Source organism: Bacillus sp. Bwzl_19 (assembly GCF_054900515.1).
Map to the genome: position 1 here is coordinate 2,771,823 of NZ_CM142729.1, position 15,016 is coordinate 2,786,838.

General features: G+C 49.1%; 16 protein-coding genes. 3 read left to right on the plus strand and 13 right to left on the minus strand.

The features are described 5' to 3' along the window. Position 1: 1 nt before the first annotated feature. From ACW5MY_RS14695 to ACW5MY_RS14720, 6 genes are all read right to left on the minus strand, one after another. Complete coding sequence (locus ACW5MY_RS14695) at positions 2–922, minus strand: isochorismatase (protein ID WP_013353420.1); 921 nt, start codon at positions 920–922, stop codon at positions 2–4. Between the two features lie 17 nt (positions 923–939). Beyond that, positions 940–2,565 (minus strand): (2,3-dihydroxybenzoyl)adenylate synthase, encoded by a 1,626-nt coding sequence (locus ACW5MY_RS14700; protein WP_013353421.1) that lies wholly within the window; start codon positions 2,563–2,565, stop codon positions 940–942. A gap of 18 nt (positions 2,566–2,583) precedes the next feature. Continuing rightward, positions 2,584–3,780, minus strand: a complete 1,197-nt coding sequence (gene dhbC, locus ACW5MY_RS14705) for an isochorismate synthase DhbC (protein WP_013353422.1) — start codon at positions 3,778–3,780, stop codon at positions 2,584–2,586. 22 nt (positions 3,781–3,802) lie between these two features. Further along, positions 3,803–4,588, minus strand: a complete 786-nt coding sequence (locus ACW5MY_RS14710; protein ID WP_013353423.1) for a 2,3-dihydro-2,3-dihydroxybenzoate dehydrogenase — start codon at positions 4,586–4,588, stop codon at positions 3,803–3,805. A 133-nt stretch (positions 4,589–4,721) separates the two neighbouring features. Next, entirely contained in the window at positions 4,722–5,591 is an 870-nt protein-coding gene (locus tag ACW5MY_RS14715) for an alpha/beta hydrolase (protein WP_013353424.1), read from the minus strand. A 175-nt stretch (positions 5,592–5,766) separates the two neighbouring features. Next, on the minus strand, positions 5,767–6,363 hold the full coding sequence (locus tag ACW5MY_RS14720; RefSeq protein WP_013353425.1) for a sulfite oxidase-like oxidoreductase: 597 nt from the start codon (positions 6,361–6,363) through the stop codon (positions 5,767–5,769). Between the two features lie 99 nt (positions 6,364–6,462). Here ACW5MY_RS14720 and ACW5MY_RS14725 point away from each other — a divergent pair, with 99 nt between their 5' ends. Continuing rightward, positions 6,463–7,056, plus strand: coding sequence for a biotin transporter BioY (locus ACW5MY_RS14725; protein WP_013353426.1), 594 nt, complete (start codon positions 6,463–6,465; stop codon positions 7,054–7,056). 49 nt (positions 7,057–7,105) lie between these two features. On the opposite strand, the gene ACW5MY_RS14730 is transcribed toward ACW5MY_RS14725, so the two are convergent. Together ACW5MY_RS14730 and ACW5MY_RS14735 are read right to left on the minus strand one after the other, a co-directional pair. After that, on the minus strand, positions 7,106–8,434 hold the full coding sequence (locus ACW5MY_RS14730; RefSeq protein WP_013353427.1) for a Na+/H+ antiporter NhaC family protein: 1,329 nt from the start codon (positions 8,432–8,434) through the stop codon (positions 7,106–7,108). A 132-nt stretch (positions 8,435–8,566) separates the two neighbouring features. Beyond that, positions 8,567–10,057, minus strand: coding sequence for a leucyl aminopeptidase (locus ACW5MY_RS14735; RefSeq protein WP_013353428.1), 1,491 nt, complete (start codon positions 10,055–10,057; stop codon positions 8,567–8,569). Between the two features lie 148 nt (positions 10,058–10,205). Between ACW5MY_RS14735 and ACW5MY_RS14740 the strand changes: the two genes are divergently transcribed. Further along, positions 10,206–10,682 (plus strand): divergent PAP2 family protein, encoded by a 477-nt coding sequence (locus ACW5MY_RS14740; RefSeq protein WP_013353429.1) that lies wholly within the window; start codon positions 10,206–10,208, stop codon positions 10,680–10,682. Between the two features lie 29 nt (positions 10,683–10,711). Here the strand turns inward: ACW5MY_RS14740 and ACW5MY_RS14745 are convergent, their stop codons facing one another. The 4 genes from ACW5MY_RS14745 to ACW5MY_RS14760 form a co-directional block, all read right to left on the minus strand. Further along, positions 10,712–11,353, minus strand: a complete 642-nt coding sequence (locus ACW5MY_RS14745; protein WP_013353430.1) for a 3D domain-containing protein — start codon at positions 11,351–11,353, stop codon at positions 10,712–10,714. A 90-nt stretch (positions 11,354–11,443) separates the two neighbouring features. After that, positions 11,444–11,764 carry a YuiB family protein gene (locus ACW5MY_RS14750; protein ID WP_014470918.1) on the minus strand — a complete coding sequence of 107 codons (321 nt, stop codon included), beginning with the start codon at positions 11,762–11,764 and terminating at the stop codon, positions 11,444–11,446. A 68-nt stretch (positions 11,765–11,832) separates the two neighbouring features. After that, on the minus strand, positions 11,833–11,958 hold the full coding sequence (locus tag ACW5MY_RS14755; protein ID WP_013353432.1) for a YuiA family protein: 126 nt from the start codon (positions 11,956–11,958) through the stop codon (positions 11,833–11,835). A 173-nt stretch (positions 11,959–12,131) separates the two neighbouring features. Then, positions 12,132–13,352 (minus strand): NAD(P)/FAD-dependent oxidoreductase, encoded by a 1,221-nt coding sequence (locus ACW5MY_RS14760; RefSeq protein WP_013353433.1) that lies wholly within the window; start codon positions 13,350–13,352, stop codon positions 12,132–12,134. Positions 13,353–13,662: 310 nt separating this feature from the next. Here ACW5MY_RS14760 and yumC point away from each other — a divergent pair, with 310 nt between their 5' ends. After that, positions 13,663–14,658 carry a ferredoxin--NADP reductase 2 gene (gene yumC / locus ACW5MY_RS14765; RefSeq protein ID WP_013353434.1) on the plus strand — a complete coding sequence of 332 codons (996 nt, stop codon included), beginning with the start codon at positions 13,663–13,665 and terminating at the stop codon, positions 14,656–14,658. 40 nt (positions 14,659–14,698) lie between these two features. On the opposite strand, the gene ACW5MY_RS14770 is transcribed toward yumC, so the two are convergent. After that, positions 14,699–14,842: a hypothetical protein gene (locus ACW5MY_RS14770; protein ID WP_013353435.1), complete on the minus strand. Its 144-nt coding sequence runs from the start codon at positions 14,840–14,842 to the stop codon at positions 14,699–14,701. Between the last annotated feature and the right edge of the window lie 174 nt (positions 14,843–15,016).

Sequence of the window (15,016 nt, forward strand, 5' to 3'; positions counted from 1 at the left end):
CTTATAAATAATCTGCGTTCGGCAAGACTTTTTGAGATCGGGAAGAAAGCAGTCTCCACCACTCTTCCAGCGTCGGATTCTCCGCCAGTTCCACAAACGTCACTTCAGCTCCGTCACGGCGCCATTGTTCGACAAGGCTCATGATTCTGACAGAGTCAAGGCCTCTATCCAGCAGGTCTTCCTGATCCAGAATATCAGACGGTGATTCTTGAAGAATCGCCGCAATTTGCTCCCTCATCCGTTCTTTTGTCAATGCGGCTGAAGTCTTCTCTTCTCCGTCAGCAGAGCCTGCCAAGAGCTCCAGCACTTCGTTTGTCAAAGCCGTGTAAGCACAGCGCTGGGACGCATATTCGATGGCCATCTTATGTTTTTCTGAAGAAAAATCAGCAACGGCGTCTCCGATAAAGAAGCTTTGGATATCATCCATAAATGCTTCACAGGCTGTGACGAGGCAGCCGATGTGTGCATAAATTCCCGTAATCATGAGCTGGTCCCTGCCGCTTTCACGCATGATGTCAAGGAGATTCGTCCGTTTAAACGCGCTGTATCTCCACTTTGTGAGGACAATGTCCTGATCATCAGGGGCAAGTTCCGGAATGATCTTTTCCTCATAAGGCCCGCTTTTGAGTCCCGGCCCCCAAAAATCCGTCAGCAGCGCACGGTCCGCCAGGTCTTGGCTGCCAGGCTGCGCGGTGTACACCACCGGAATTCCGAGCGCTTTGCATTGCTCTTTTATTTTTTTGATATTCTGAGCCGCCTCCGTGATCGGAGCCTCCCCTTTCGTAAACGCATCGACGAAATAATTCTGCATGTCATGGATTAAAAGCACCGCGCGGTTCGGGTTCAGAGTCCACGATACTTTATTTTCAGGCATATCTGACGCTGTCGGCAGCGCATATGCGGGAATAGCCGGTATAGCCAATGTAAACACTTCCTTTTTTAAGATTGTTTGATTTCAGCAGGCTTCAATTTTTGGGCGATCGTTTCGCGAAGGTCCTTTTTGCTGACCTTGCCGACGCCGGTTTTCGGGAAAGAAGCGGTAAATTCAATCCGGTCGGGAATTTTATAGGCCGCCAGTCCGCGCTCACGCAAAAATGCTTTCAGCTCTCCCGGTTTCGGCGCTTCTCCTTTCGGAATGACGAACACACAGGACCGCTCTCCGAGAAAATCATCCGGCATTGATACCATGGCCGCATCATGAACGGCAGGGTGGGCAAGAAGGTGATTTTCCACCTCTTCAGCAGCAATCTTTTCGCCTCCCCGATTGATTTGATCTTTCGCCCGTCCTTCGACGACAATATAACCGTCTTCCGTCAGTTTGACGATATCGCCGGTCTGATAAAAGCCGTCGGCTGTGAAAGATCTCGCATTATGCTCAGGCGCTTTATAATATCCGTGAATCGTGTAAGGACCGCGTGTAAACAAATGTCCGGTTTCGCCGGGAGCCACATTCCGCCCGTCATCGTCTAAAACCCTCACTTCATCAAATGGTGACATCGGTCTGCCTTGCGTATTGATAATAATCTCCTCAGGATCATCCAGTCTCGTATAATTCACTAATCCTTCCGCCATTCCGAAAACCTGCTGAAGGGTGCATCCGAAAGCGCTCTTCACGCGGCGGGCCGCTTCAGCGCTGAATTTGGCGCCTCCCACCTGCAGCACTTGAAGGCTTGATAAATCATCACTTCGCGATCCAGATGCTTCCATCCACACCATGGCAAGCGGCGGGACGAGCGCCGTAATCGTGACACGTTCTTTTTCAATTAACGGGAAGCAGTCATCCGGACTCGGCGTCGGTGACAGAACAACCCGGCCCCCGGCATATAAAGTTCCCAGCACACCGGGTGAGCTGAGCGGATAATTATGCGCTGTCGGCAAAGCGGCTAAATAAACGCTGTGATGATCCAAGCCGCATATTTCCGCGCTGAGGCGCAAGCTGTATATGTAATCATCATGTGTCCTCGGAATCAGCTTGGACAGCCCCGTACTGCCTCCTGAAAGCTGTAAAAAAGCGACTTCCGCCGGGCTTACGTCTTCCAGCTGAACAGGCTCTCTGTGCAGGCTGCTCAGTTCCAGAAACTCTTCAGCCTCGCCGGCCACAATGACATGCGCCAAAGCCGGAAGTTTATCTTTCACCTGTCTGGCAAGCTCTCTGTAATCAAAGCCTGAATGCGTATCAGGAATGATGTATGCTTTCGCCTCTGCAAACTCGCAGAAATACGTAATCTCACTGCTTCTATGAGAAGGCAGTGCGAAGACGGGGAGCGCTCCGAGCCGGAACAGCGCGAAAATCACTTCAAAAAACTCAGCGATATTCGGCAGCTGAACAACAACGCGGTCTTCCTTTTGAATCCCGAGCTTGTGCAGTCCCGCCGCTAAACGATCGGCCCTTTCATCTAATTCTTTATAGGTCCAATGTACATCTTTATACGTCACGGCAGTTTGATTTCCATATAAAGCCGCGCGCTCCTTCAGAATTCCTCCGAAAGTTTCACCCTTCCAGCAGCCTTCTTTGCGGTATTTGTCAGCCCATTCTTCCGGCCATGGCGTAAATCCTGTCAGCACGATCCGTATCCTCCTTTTTCACATCTCATCTTGATATAGCCCCATCGCCCGGAGCATTGTGCGGAATTTTGCCGAAGTCTCGTCCAATTCATCCTGCGGCTTTGATCCGGTGACAATCCCGGCACCCGCAAAGAGCCTGAGAGACCTTGTTTCCGCCTCGGCGCAGCGGAGTGCAATAATCCACTCTCCATCACCTTCAGCATCACACCAGCCTGCCATTCCCGTGTAGAAATTGCGGTCAAACGGCTCAATATCCTGAATCGCTTCTCTCGCCGCATCCGTCGGCGTTCCGCATACAGCGGGAGTCGGATGAAGAGCGATGGCCAATTCAAGCGATGTCGTTGACGGATCAGCAAGTTCTCCCTTGACTTCGGTTGACAGGTGCCACATCGCCTCGGTTTTAATGAGTGACGGTTTTTCCGGCACATCAAGCACGCGGCAGAACGGTTTAAGAGCAGCGGCAACGGCGGCAACGACTACGGCATGTTCATGCAGGTCTTTGGGTGATTGCAGCAGTTCCTCCGCTCTTCTCTGATCCTCGGCGGGATCTGTGCTGCGCGGTCTGGAACCAGCCAGCGGATTGGACAAAATTGATGTCCCGCTTTTCGACAGCAGCAGTTCAGGACTTGCTCCGAAAAGCGTTTTTCTTGTTTCTGACGTTCCCGTCACATCCGCAGCGAATGTATAGCCGCGCGGGTTGTGCTGCGCCAAATGCTTGACGGCTTGGGGAATGTCTATATCCTTTTCAGCGGTCAGATGAAGCGTCCTTGACAGCACAATCTTGCTGAGCGGTCCGTCCGTAATGCTTAAAACGCCTTTTTCCACACCGCTCATGAAGCCCTCAGGCTCCGGAACAGGCCGGATGTCATATGTATTGGATTGCGGTTTTTCTGCGGAAGCTTCTGTAAACGAAAGCGGGCCTGCCGTATGGACATCCTTCGGTACAAAAAGCCGGGAAGCTTTTCTTCCGTCAAACGGAATGGCGCCAGCCGCAATCGGATGTTTGATGCCGGCCTGCTTTGCCTCAAGAAGCGTCTGCCGCACACGTTCAGGCAGCGATTCCAGCTGTTTCTCCTCACCCGCATCAGGCACTTTTGAAAAAATTCCTTCCGCAAGCATCGTACTTTTCGGGGAAGCTAAAAAGAACGCCCCGGGCTTGTAAGCGTCAAGCACCTCTTTTGCAGATACTTCCGTCAATAAATATTGATTTGTCATGTTTGTCCCTCCTTCTCGTAAATCACACGCCTAAAGTAGCGCCGCCATCAACGCATAAGTCATGCATCGTGATATGGTTTGCCTGTTCAGAGGCCAGAAACAAAACAGCATTTGCAATATCAGAAGGCTTTGCCAGCTTTTGAAGCGGAATTCCCGTTTTATATGTATCAAGCGAACCTCTGATGACGTCCCGTGCTCCGTTTTCATCCTGCCACATCGCCCGCTGCATCTCGGTTTCCGTTGAACCGGGAGATACGATGTTGCAGCGGATATGATAGGCCGAAAGCTCCAGTCCAAGGCATTTCGTAAACATGACGGCAGCCGCTTTTGACGCCGCATAAGCCGCCATGGAAGCGCGCGGAACGCCGGCCGCGTTTGAACCGACCGTAACGATGGCGCCCTTTTTCCGCTCCATCATGTACCGGCTGACGGCGCGTGATACATGAAACACGCCGGTCGTATTAACTGAAAATGTTTGAGCCCAATCTTCATCACTGAGGGAATGCACCGGACCCGGCCGCAGTACGCCCGCAACGTTCGCCAATATTTCAATAGGGCCCATGTCGTGTTCAACGGCGGCGATGATATCATTGACAGCCGCACTGTCTGATACATCTGCGGCAAAAGCCTGCGCTTGGACGCCTTTTTGCCGGAGCCTGTCAGTAAGACCGAGAAGCAGGCCTTCATTCGTATCTATAGCTGCCACATTTACTCCTTGTTCAGCAAGGGCAAGCGCTGTTGCTTCTCCGATGCCTTGAGCGGCGCCGGTGACAACCGCCGTTTTCCCTTTCATTCCCAATGCGGTCATATTATCATTCCCTTTCTCTATTGATAATGATTATCATTATCAATTATGGTTCAAGACAATCATATCCAAATCAAAACACTCAGTCAATTAGAAAATTAGAATCAGCCTCATTTAGTTCGAAGGGCCTGTTTTCTCAAGAAGGGGAATACGGGGTATGCGGCCCTCCCGGATTCAGGCAGAAACGCAGGGCTCTGCTGATTAAAACCGGCAGAACAGAGATATGGCCTTCTCCTTCAAACTCGCAGTATTCAGCGCGGACTCCGTCACCTTCAAACGCAGATAATACAGAGTACAGCGCCTCTGCGTGCTGCGGAATCCTGCTTTTATGCGTCTTTTCAATTTCTCCCGCTGCCAGCAGTACGCTGACTTGAAGATTTCCCTCAGAGATCCGGTCTGACAAACGCTCCGCTTCTTCCTGAATAAAGCGCTTGTTCCAATGGATTGACGGACTCCCGGCAACATAGGTCCGGAACATGTCCGGCCTCGTCAAAAGCACTTGCAGCACAAAAAGACCGCCCAGCGAATGGCCGAAAATCGTCTGCCTGTCTCTGTCGATCGGATAATCCCGCTCCACCGCGGGCTTTACTTCTTTTTCTATAAATGCCAGAAACGCTTCCGCTCCTCCCTGCTCGGGCCACGCCGCCCCGCGCGGATGCACCGGCAGTTCTGATTCAGAGAGCGGCATCGTAAAATCACTGTGGCGTTCGGCGGAAAACGGCTGATCAGTCGGATAGCCGATTCCCACAATCACCGCCGGGACAACGCCTGTTTTTTCAGGCCGGCGGCTTTGCACCCGTAAAGCTTCAGCCATTGTTCCGAACACGGAATTCGCATCGAGCAGGTATATGACGGGAAAACCGGATGCAGGCGGTTCTTCCTGAGGAAAAGAGACAAAGAGACGATACGTACGGCCTCCTTTTGAACGCACTTCTCTTACTTCTGTGCCCGGCATCGCATATCGACCGGCCGGCGCGGAACCCCGCTTTGTTTGATTTCCGTCCATTATGAGTTCATCCCCTCTGTGACAATTGCTTTATCTATTCTCATTGATAATGATTTTCAATATCAAAAGACACCTCAAATAATAGGTTTTTTGCCAAACAAAGTCAATGGATTTTTGATATAAAAAAAGCACCTTATTCTAATAAGGTACCTAAGAACTATATGTTGATATGTGCTTAATCCCATGTAAAGCGCTGATTCTTCCATGGGTCTCCCCTCATATGATAGCCGTTTTTCTCCCAAAAGCCGGGGTGGTTTTCCTTTGTGAACTGAATGCCGCGCAGCCATTTAGCGCTTTTCCAAAAATAAAGATGAGGAAAAACGCCTCTGAGCGGATAGCCGTGCTCCGGCGTTAACGGCTCTCCATTATGCGCATATGCCAGCAGGGATGTCTCCCGCGTAAAATCGGAAAGCGGCAGATTGGCCGTCCAGCCCTCTTCAGCGTGCAAAATGACGAAACCCGCTTCTTCATGCACGCCCGCTTTCTCGGCGATATCTTTCGCGCGTATTCCCTGCCAGACGTTATCAAGTCGGGACCAGCCCGTAACGCAATGAATGTCATTTTTCAATTCGGCTTTCGGAAAGGCTTTGATATCTTCAAAGCTTAACAGCATAGGACGGTCCACAAGCCCGTACACCTGCAGATTCCATTTTGACATATCTTCATAATAAGGAACATTTCCGGCGTGAAGCACGGGAAACTTCGTTGTGACATTTTGATTTGGCGGAATCCGATCCGACTGCCTTGTTTGTTTCGTTTTTCCGAAAAACATATGGCTCCCTCCATTTAGTAAACCTATATAAAATTCGTGTTGACAATTAATTTTCCTTCGATTAAGCTAATCTGGTACAAGTGTAAGGGGGAAAATCAAATGAAACAACGCAATCTTCGCGCGGGCGATATGGCGCTTATCGGCATGTTTGCCGCACTGATGGCCGTCGGCGCCAACATTACATCAATGGCTCCCTTTTTGCAAGTTGCGGGAATTCCGTTATCACTGCAGCCTTTCTTTTGTCTGTTAGCTGCGATGCTTCTCGGCGCAAGACGGGCGGCCATTGCGATGACGGTATACGCATTGGCCGGACTCGCGGGGGCTCCTATTTTCGCTCAATTCTCAGCAGGCTTTGCGCCGTTTATCGGAAAAAGCGGCGGATTTATTCTCGCCTACATCCCGGCGGCATTTGCAGCCGGATGGCTGCTGGAAAAAACAAAAGAACCCGGCCGCCTGCATTATGCATGGGCCTCTTTGATCGGCACCGCCGTCATCTATATCATTGGCACGACCTATACGTATATTGCGCTGAAATTATGGCTTCATGCTCCGATCAGCTACGGAATGGCCTGGTTTTATATGATTTGGTTTTTCATAAAAGATATCATTTTAGCACTGTTATTGGCATCTATCGCGCCTGCCGTTTACAGGTCCGTTCATAAAGCGACGGGGTTCAATCGAAATCCTGCGTAAGTATTTTTAGAACATACAAAAAAAGGCTCCCCTTTCCGGGAGCCTTTTTTTACAGGACAAGTGCGGCAATCCAGCCGAATATCACAAGCGGAATGTTATAGAAAATAAATGTCGGTACGCACGTATCCCATATGTGGTGGTGCTGGCCGTCGGCACTGAGGCCTGACGTCGGTCCGAGCGTACTGTCACTTGCAGGAGAACCTGCATCACCGACCGCAGCGGCCGCTCCGATTACGGCGATCGTCGCCATTGGGCTGAAACCGAGCTGAGCGCACAGCGGAACAAATATCGTCGTAATGACGGGTACGGTTGCAAATGACGATCCGATTCCCATCGTGATTAACAAACCGACGACGAGCATCAGGAGTGCGCCCAATGATTGGCTGTTGCCGATCAATCCTGTTGATGCTTTGACCAAGGAAGCCACATCACCCGTTTTGTTCAATACATTTGAAAAACCGGCCGCAACGAGCATGACAAACCCGATAAAGGCCATCAGAATCATGCCGTCCGTAATCAGCTTATCCGCTTCATTGCGCTTCATGACTCCGCTGATAAACAGCGTAAACAAGCCGGCAAGCGCGCCCATGATCATGCCTTCCACTCCGAGCACCTGAGACAGATAGAGCTGAACGGCAAGCGATACGCCAATGGAGATCAGGGCGATGGCGATGCTTTTTTTCGTATAAGGAGAAGACGATAATCCCGCAATTTCCTTCGTCTCATATTTCTTCGGTTTCCGAAAGACGATGACAGCTAAAATTAAACCGACTGCCATCCCCGCCGTCGGAATGATTAAAGCATACGGGATATCACTGAGCGGCACCTTTAAACCTGCTGACGCCATATTATCTCTCAGCATCCCCTGGAAAATCTGTCCGAACCCGACAGGCAGAACAATATACGGCGCAGTCAGTCCGAATGTCATCACACACGCAATCAGCCTGCGGTCCATTTCCAATTCATTAAATATTTTTAAAAGCGGCGGAATCAGTACCGGAATAAACGCAATGTGAACGGGCACCACGTTTTGCGAGAAACAAGATATGATTAAAATAATGAGTACGATTAACACTTTAGACAGTGCTTTTTTCCGCGAATCTTCCTTTTTTCCGATTAATTTGACAGACGCTTCGACCATCGCATCGGGAAGCCCCGTCTTTGTCAGCGCCGCAGCAAATGCTCCGAGCAGCGCGTAGCTGACCGCGACGGTGGCATTTCCGCCGAGACCGTCCGTAAATGCCTTCACCGTCTCACCGAGGCCTAAGCCTCCGGTCAGTCCGCCGGCAAGCGCTCCGATCATTAAAGCTATAATTATATTGACACGCAGCAGGCTTAAAACGAGCATAAGCAGTACTGCGACAACAACAGCGTTCATGTGATATGTCCCTCCAAAAATCCTTTAGTTTGCTAATGTAGTAGATAATTAAAGTTAACATATATTCTGCGCTTTAGTCAACTAAAGATTTTAGAAATGAACAACCCGCTGCATCAAGGCAGCGGGCTGCAGTTATTTTTCTGGAGTAAACCGTTCAGTCAAAACAGCCAACGTCCTTGCCATGACGCCTGTTGCGCCGGCAGGTCCGAAGCATGTCGCTTTATTGGCTGTCGCGGTTCCCGCGATATCGAGATGAACCCACGGGGTGTTTTCCGCAAATTCACCAAGGAATGTCCCCGCCATAATCGCATGGCCTTCTCTTCCGGGAGAATTGTTCAAATCAGCCATCTGACTGTTTCTCACCCGTTTTTTATCCTTTTCTGTTATCGGAAGCTGCCAGATCGGTTCCCCGGATTCTTTCGCCGATTCTGCCACCTGTTCATAAAACGCGGCGTTATTGGTCATGGCGCCCGTCATTTCGTTTCCTAAGGCGACAATGACACCGCCCGTTAATGTGGCGACGTCTACGAGGACCGAAGCTCCGTGCTGCTTGGCATATGTAATGCCGTCGGCAAGCACGAGGCGCCCTTCCGCATCGGTGTTCAGGATTTCAATGGTTTTTCCGCTGAGTGAGACGATGACGTCATCCGGCTTCATGGCATCGGACGAAATCATGTTGTCCGTAGACGGAATGACGGCAAGCACGTTTTGTTCAGGCCGCAATTCGCCGATAATTTCCATTGCTCCCAGTACGGAAGCGGCCCCGCCCATATCGCTTTTCATGCCAACGATGCCAGTTTTCGGTTTAATCGAATATCCGCCCGTATCAAAGGTAATTCCTTTGCCGACCAGGCCGATGACATCTTCCCACTGATCTTTGCCCTGATACTTCAGAACGATCATTTTCGGCGGTTCGGATGAGCCCTTGTTAACGGCAAGCAGCCCGCCCATGCCGAGCTCTTCCATTTCATCTTTTTCTAAAATTTCACACTCGAAATCATATTTTGCCGCAAGTTCAGCGGCATATGAGGCAAGATCAGTGGCCGTCAGCATATTTCCCGGCATATTCACGAGCGTGCGGGCCGAATTCGTCCCTTGACCGTATGCCGCGCCGACATTCAGGCCGGCCTGCACTTCCCTCAGGTCTTCTTCGGTCACGGCGCAGACTGAAGTCAGTTCCTGATCCGGTTCATTTGATTTATGTTTATAATCCTGCACTTCATAAACCGCAAGCAGACAGCTTTCCGAAAGCGCATGAGCGGCATCGGCGGCAGGCACTTCGCCGGAGACGAATGTATCAAGCAAAACAGATACTTCCTGTTTCTTATCTTGATGAATCTGCTGAAACACGCGTGCGAAGCATTCCTTCGTATCTTCAAACGAATAATCCGCTTCCCTTCCCATGCCGATAAAATAAATACGTTTCATACCGGTTGCGGCCGGGGGGTATACTTTTGATACACGATTGCGTTTGGCAGAGACATCACCGTCCTTTAACAGCTGTGTCAGATGTCCGTCCAGTTTATCATCCAATTCCTTCGTAAATCCGCTCAGCGTGCTTTTTTGAAAAAGACCGATGACAAGTGTTTCGGGATGCCGCAATTGATCAGATGCATAAAACATGAGTACACACTCCTTATGTGGGTATTTGTTATGTAAAGTGGTATAATGAAAAAACATTTTTCCATTGATTTTATTTTACCAAACTAAGGGCGTTTTCTGCAGTTTTTCGATACGATCGGACTTCGCAGATACAGAAAGGATGTCGCATATGGGTGTACTTATGAATTTTCCTTTACTGGCGAGTTTTGCCGCCATTATTTTTGCCCAAGTTGTAAAAGTGCCTATTCAATTTATCGTATCCAAAAAACTTGACTGGACTCTCGTGACGAGCACCGGCGGCATGCCGAGTTCCCATTCCGCCGCCGTCACCGCGCTGTCAACCGGAGTCGCTTTGGAACAGGGACTGGACTCCCCCCTGTTTGCAGTCGCCGCGATTTTCGCCGTCATTACGATGTTTGACGCTACCGGTGTAAGGCGGCATGCGGGTGAACAGGCGACGGTCATTAATAAGCTGGTTATCGATTTTAACCGGTTTGTCAGCGAAGCGAAGGACTTTCCGAAAGCGGAAGAGAAAGAAAAACAGAAAAAACTGAAAGAATTGCTCGGCCATCAGCCGATCGAAGTGTTCTTCGGCGGCGTCACCGGTATTGTGCTGACTCTGATTTTAGATTATTTCTTTATGTAAAAAACGCTTCAGCGGATGCTGAAGCGTTTTTATTCTTTTACCGTTTTGTATTGGTTTCTGAACACTTGCAGCGACTTTGTTTCGTTCAGCTTTACAAGTTCGTCCTCGGTCACCGTGCCGTTCCCTTTTTTAATGATGTAGACTTCAAGTGTTTTTTTACCCCAGTTGTTATAGACGTCCTTTACGGTGTCAAAGTAGAGATCAAGGCGGCTGCCTTTAATTTTCGAACCGGTATCGGCGACAACCCCGTATCCGTAATTCGGTATAAACAGAATCGTCCCGATCGGGAAAACAGACGGATCGGCCGCCACCGTTGAATATAAATCACGTTTGACCTTCACGCCTGAATATGTAATTCCGTATTGCGGATGCCCAGGAGATTTTCCCGTAGATTCCGCTCCGGCGGTATAACCTGTGGCCGTCACCTTTTGAGACGGATAACGGTTCCAGTCAAAAGCTTCTTCCAGGGGTTTCACCTTGCCTGATGCCTTCTTTTCCGGCTGATTCTGTAATGACTGAAACGGAATACCGATGTTTTTCAACGCGGCACCGCGATGTTCCGTCATCCAATTTGACAGATCCTTTGCTTCAACACCCGTTATGGAAAAGTATGTCGCATGGCATGCGCCTAAAAAGAGCACGATCATGAATACGCGTCTGATTATCGTCACTCTAAAATCACCTCTCCTCCGAGTCAGTGTTCCCAACTCGATGAGGCGCTATACAAACACAAAAAAAGCTTTCTTGAATAAGAAAGCGGCTTAAAACATTTGATATCCTCTTTTTCTGAGCGCCTTTATGGCAATGCCTGACATGACGGCTCCCGCCAGTCCGCCTGCCAAAATCACGACATCTGCGGCTGCCAATGACATGATGCGCTGAAACAGGCTTTGAAATGATTCCCCCGGTGCCTGCACGTAACTGATCATCTTTTTATTGCTGATAATGAAAAGGCATACAATCGGATAGATAACAGCCATAATCCACGACATTCTCAGCAGCATGTTCAACAGAAAGCCAATGCCGAAAAACAGTACAAAAAATAGTACGATTGAGATCAGGACGACCGGCAAACTAATCACAAACATCCACCCCCTACAGCACTTTCAGTGTACCTCGGGGGCGGTAAAAAAGTCAACGTCTGGAAAAATCAGCGTCTCTCTTTGCCGCTTCCCCGGCAGGAGGGACATGTTTCGGAGCCGCCAAGAAGCAATTGAAAATACCCTTTTCCTGAGCAGAACGGACATGCCGCAGTGCTTTTTGCTGTCGTTTTCATGCGGATCACCCTTTTTCTTAATTTTCTGATAATATACCATATTTACTTGTCAAGCACCAAGTCAGAATATGTAACAAATCAACTCATGTAAGCGGAAACATTCGTTTTTTTCTCTTACATGCTTTTCGCAGCGCTCTTTTTTGAGAGAAGAAAAAACCCGCGGCCGCGGGTTTTCAGAAGAATTTAAACTTCCCTTTTTTCAATGTCAGACCGAGTCCGCCAATCATAAATAACGAGCGGTTGTCAATTACCTTTTTCATAAAGGACGCCGGCGTGCCTTTGAGCTTCCTGCCGTATACGACACCGACCGCGTTATGTTCACCAAGAGAGGCGACGGTCCCTTTAATGTCGGGCTTGAACTCTTCAAGCTGGCCTCCTTTAATCAAACGGCCCAGGTTTTTGGCGACTGTTTCTCCTTGCTGCATCGCGATCTGAGCAGTCGGCGGGTACGGCCGTTCCGTCTCTTCATTAATAAAGAGCGAGCTGTCGCCGAGAATAAAAACGTTATCGTGGCCGGGCGCCCGAAGATCAGGATTGACCTTAACACGGCCGCGCATATTTTCAAAACCCGCTTCCTCCACGATCGGATGTCCGCGCACGCCTGCGGCCCAGACTACGGTCTGCGATTTGATTTCCTCTGGCTCTTCATCTTTCTTGCCGACTGTGACACCGTCAGCGCGGCATTCTTGAACCGCGGTGCCGATTTTAAACTCAACGCCCTTGCTCTCAAGGTATTGAACGGCATAATCGACAAGCTCCGGATCAAATCCCGGCAAAACCGTCGGTGCGGCCTCGACGCAGACGATCCGGACGAGACTTTCATCTATATCATAATTTCTGCATAACTCCGGCTTGCGGTTCGCGAGTTCTCCGAGAAATTCAATTCCCGTAAATCCCGCTCCGCCGACGACGATGGTTAAACGGTCAGGGCGTTTTTCGGCCTCCGTATTGTATGTCGCAAATTGGAGCTCAATGTGGTCTTTCAGCTGGCGCGACGTATTAATATTTGCGATCGGAAAGGCGAATTCTTTTAAACCTTTAATCCCGAATGTTTCAGGGACTGCGCCAAGCCCGATGACGAGATAATCATAAGGGATGTCCCCTTGTGAAAGCGTCACCTTTTTATTTTGAACATCTATCGCTTTTACGGTATCCTGCACAAATTTGACACGTGATTCATTGATTACATCTTTTATTTGATATCTGCAGCGGTCATGGTGCAGCGTTCCTGCGCTCGCTTCATGCATCCATGTCGTTTCATAATGATAATTGTGTTTATTGACCAAAGTAATGTCGGCGTCATTTGTCCCGATATGTTTCGGAAGCCTTGTTACTGTCATTAATCCACCATAACCTGCACCTAAAACCACGATTTTGGGTTTATTCAATGCCATCACATCCACCTTCTTTTTTTTGCTGTTAGACGCATAATCAAATCAACATTTGTATTAGCTTCAGCTTATTGGCGGGATTTTATGAAATGAATTATAAATTTTTTAGAAAACCGCACATGTCTGCATATCACCATACTATCCGGAAGAGTCGGAAAACATTCAGGAAAAAACAGAATGGAATTTGTCCCCATCTTAGCGGCGGCCGCGATTTTTTTCAAGAATGAAGCGGCCTGGCGGTTTTCGGCACTCGTCATTCTTTCAATTTGTATGTTATAATTAATAACAATTTTCAATTAGGAGGCAATTTGGTATGCAAGAGGATTCAAAGGTTTATGATATTACGGTCATCGGCGGCGGCCCGGTCGGCCTGTTTACCGCTTTTTACGGGGGAATGAGACAGGCAAGCGTTAAAATCATCGAGAGCCTGCCTCAGCTTGGCGGCCAGCTCAGCGCGCTGTACCCTGAAAAATATATTTATGATGTAGCCGGATTCCCGAAAATCCGCGCCCAAGAACTTGTGGACAACTTAAAAGAGCAAATGGCAAAGTTCGAGCAGACCATCTGCTTAGAGCAGGCTGTCGAATCTGTTGAAAAACAGGCGGACGGTGTGTTTAAGCTTGTCACAAATTCAGAAACGCACTATTCAAAAACGGTTATTATCACCGCAGGAAACGGTGCGTTTAAGCCGAGAAAGCTTGAGCTTGAATCAGCGGAGCAATATGAAGGCAAAAACCTTCACTACTTCATTGACGACCTCAATCAATTCGCAGGCAGACGCGTTGCCGTTTTGGGCGGCGGCGATTCCGCGGTTGACTGGGCGCTCATGCTTGAGCCGATCGCGAAAGAAGTCAGCATCATCCACCGCCGCGATAAATTCCGCGCGCATGAACACAGTGTAGAAAACCTGCACAATTCTAAAGTCAACGTGCTGACACCGTTTGTTCCGACTGAACTTGTCGGTGAAGACCGGATCGAACAGATCGTTCTTGAAGAAGTGAAAGGCGACCGCAAAGAAATCATTGAAATTGATGACCTGATCGTAAACTACGGCTTTGTTTCTTCTCTCGGCCCGATTAAAAACTGGGGCCTTGAAATCGAGAAAAACTCCATCGTCGTCAAAAGCACGATGGAAACGAATATTGAAGGCTTCTTTGCCGCCGGAGATATCTGCACATATGAAGGCAAAGTCAAGCTGATTGCCAGCGGTTTCGGCGAAGCTCCGACAGCCGTGAACAACGCGAAGGCTTACATGGACCCGAAAGCGCGCGTCCAGCCTCTGCATTCTACAAGCATGTTTGAAAAATAATATAAAAAAGAGTCTGTGTCATATCGGCACAGACTCTTTTTTATTTAAACATCCAAATATAATTCATGACAGTTCCGACAACAAGCGCAATGACAAGCGCTGAGACGACCCAAATCGTGCCTAAAATAATCCGGTCCTGAATTTTCTGGGCTTTCGGACTGTGCCCGGGCTGTTTTTCTTCCACACCGGCCCCTCCCTTCCTCTGCAAAACTATCTATCGTGACAAGTGTTTTACAACAATCAATACTACTATGATAACCAAACTGCAATTGGATGACAAGCTGACCGCATATAAGGCAGCATGAAATCATTTGACATTCCTGACAAAACAAAGTACATTATAAAAAGACGAACGTTT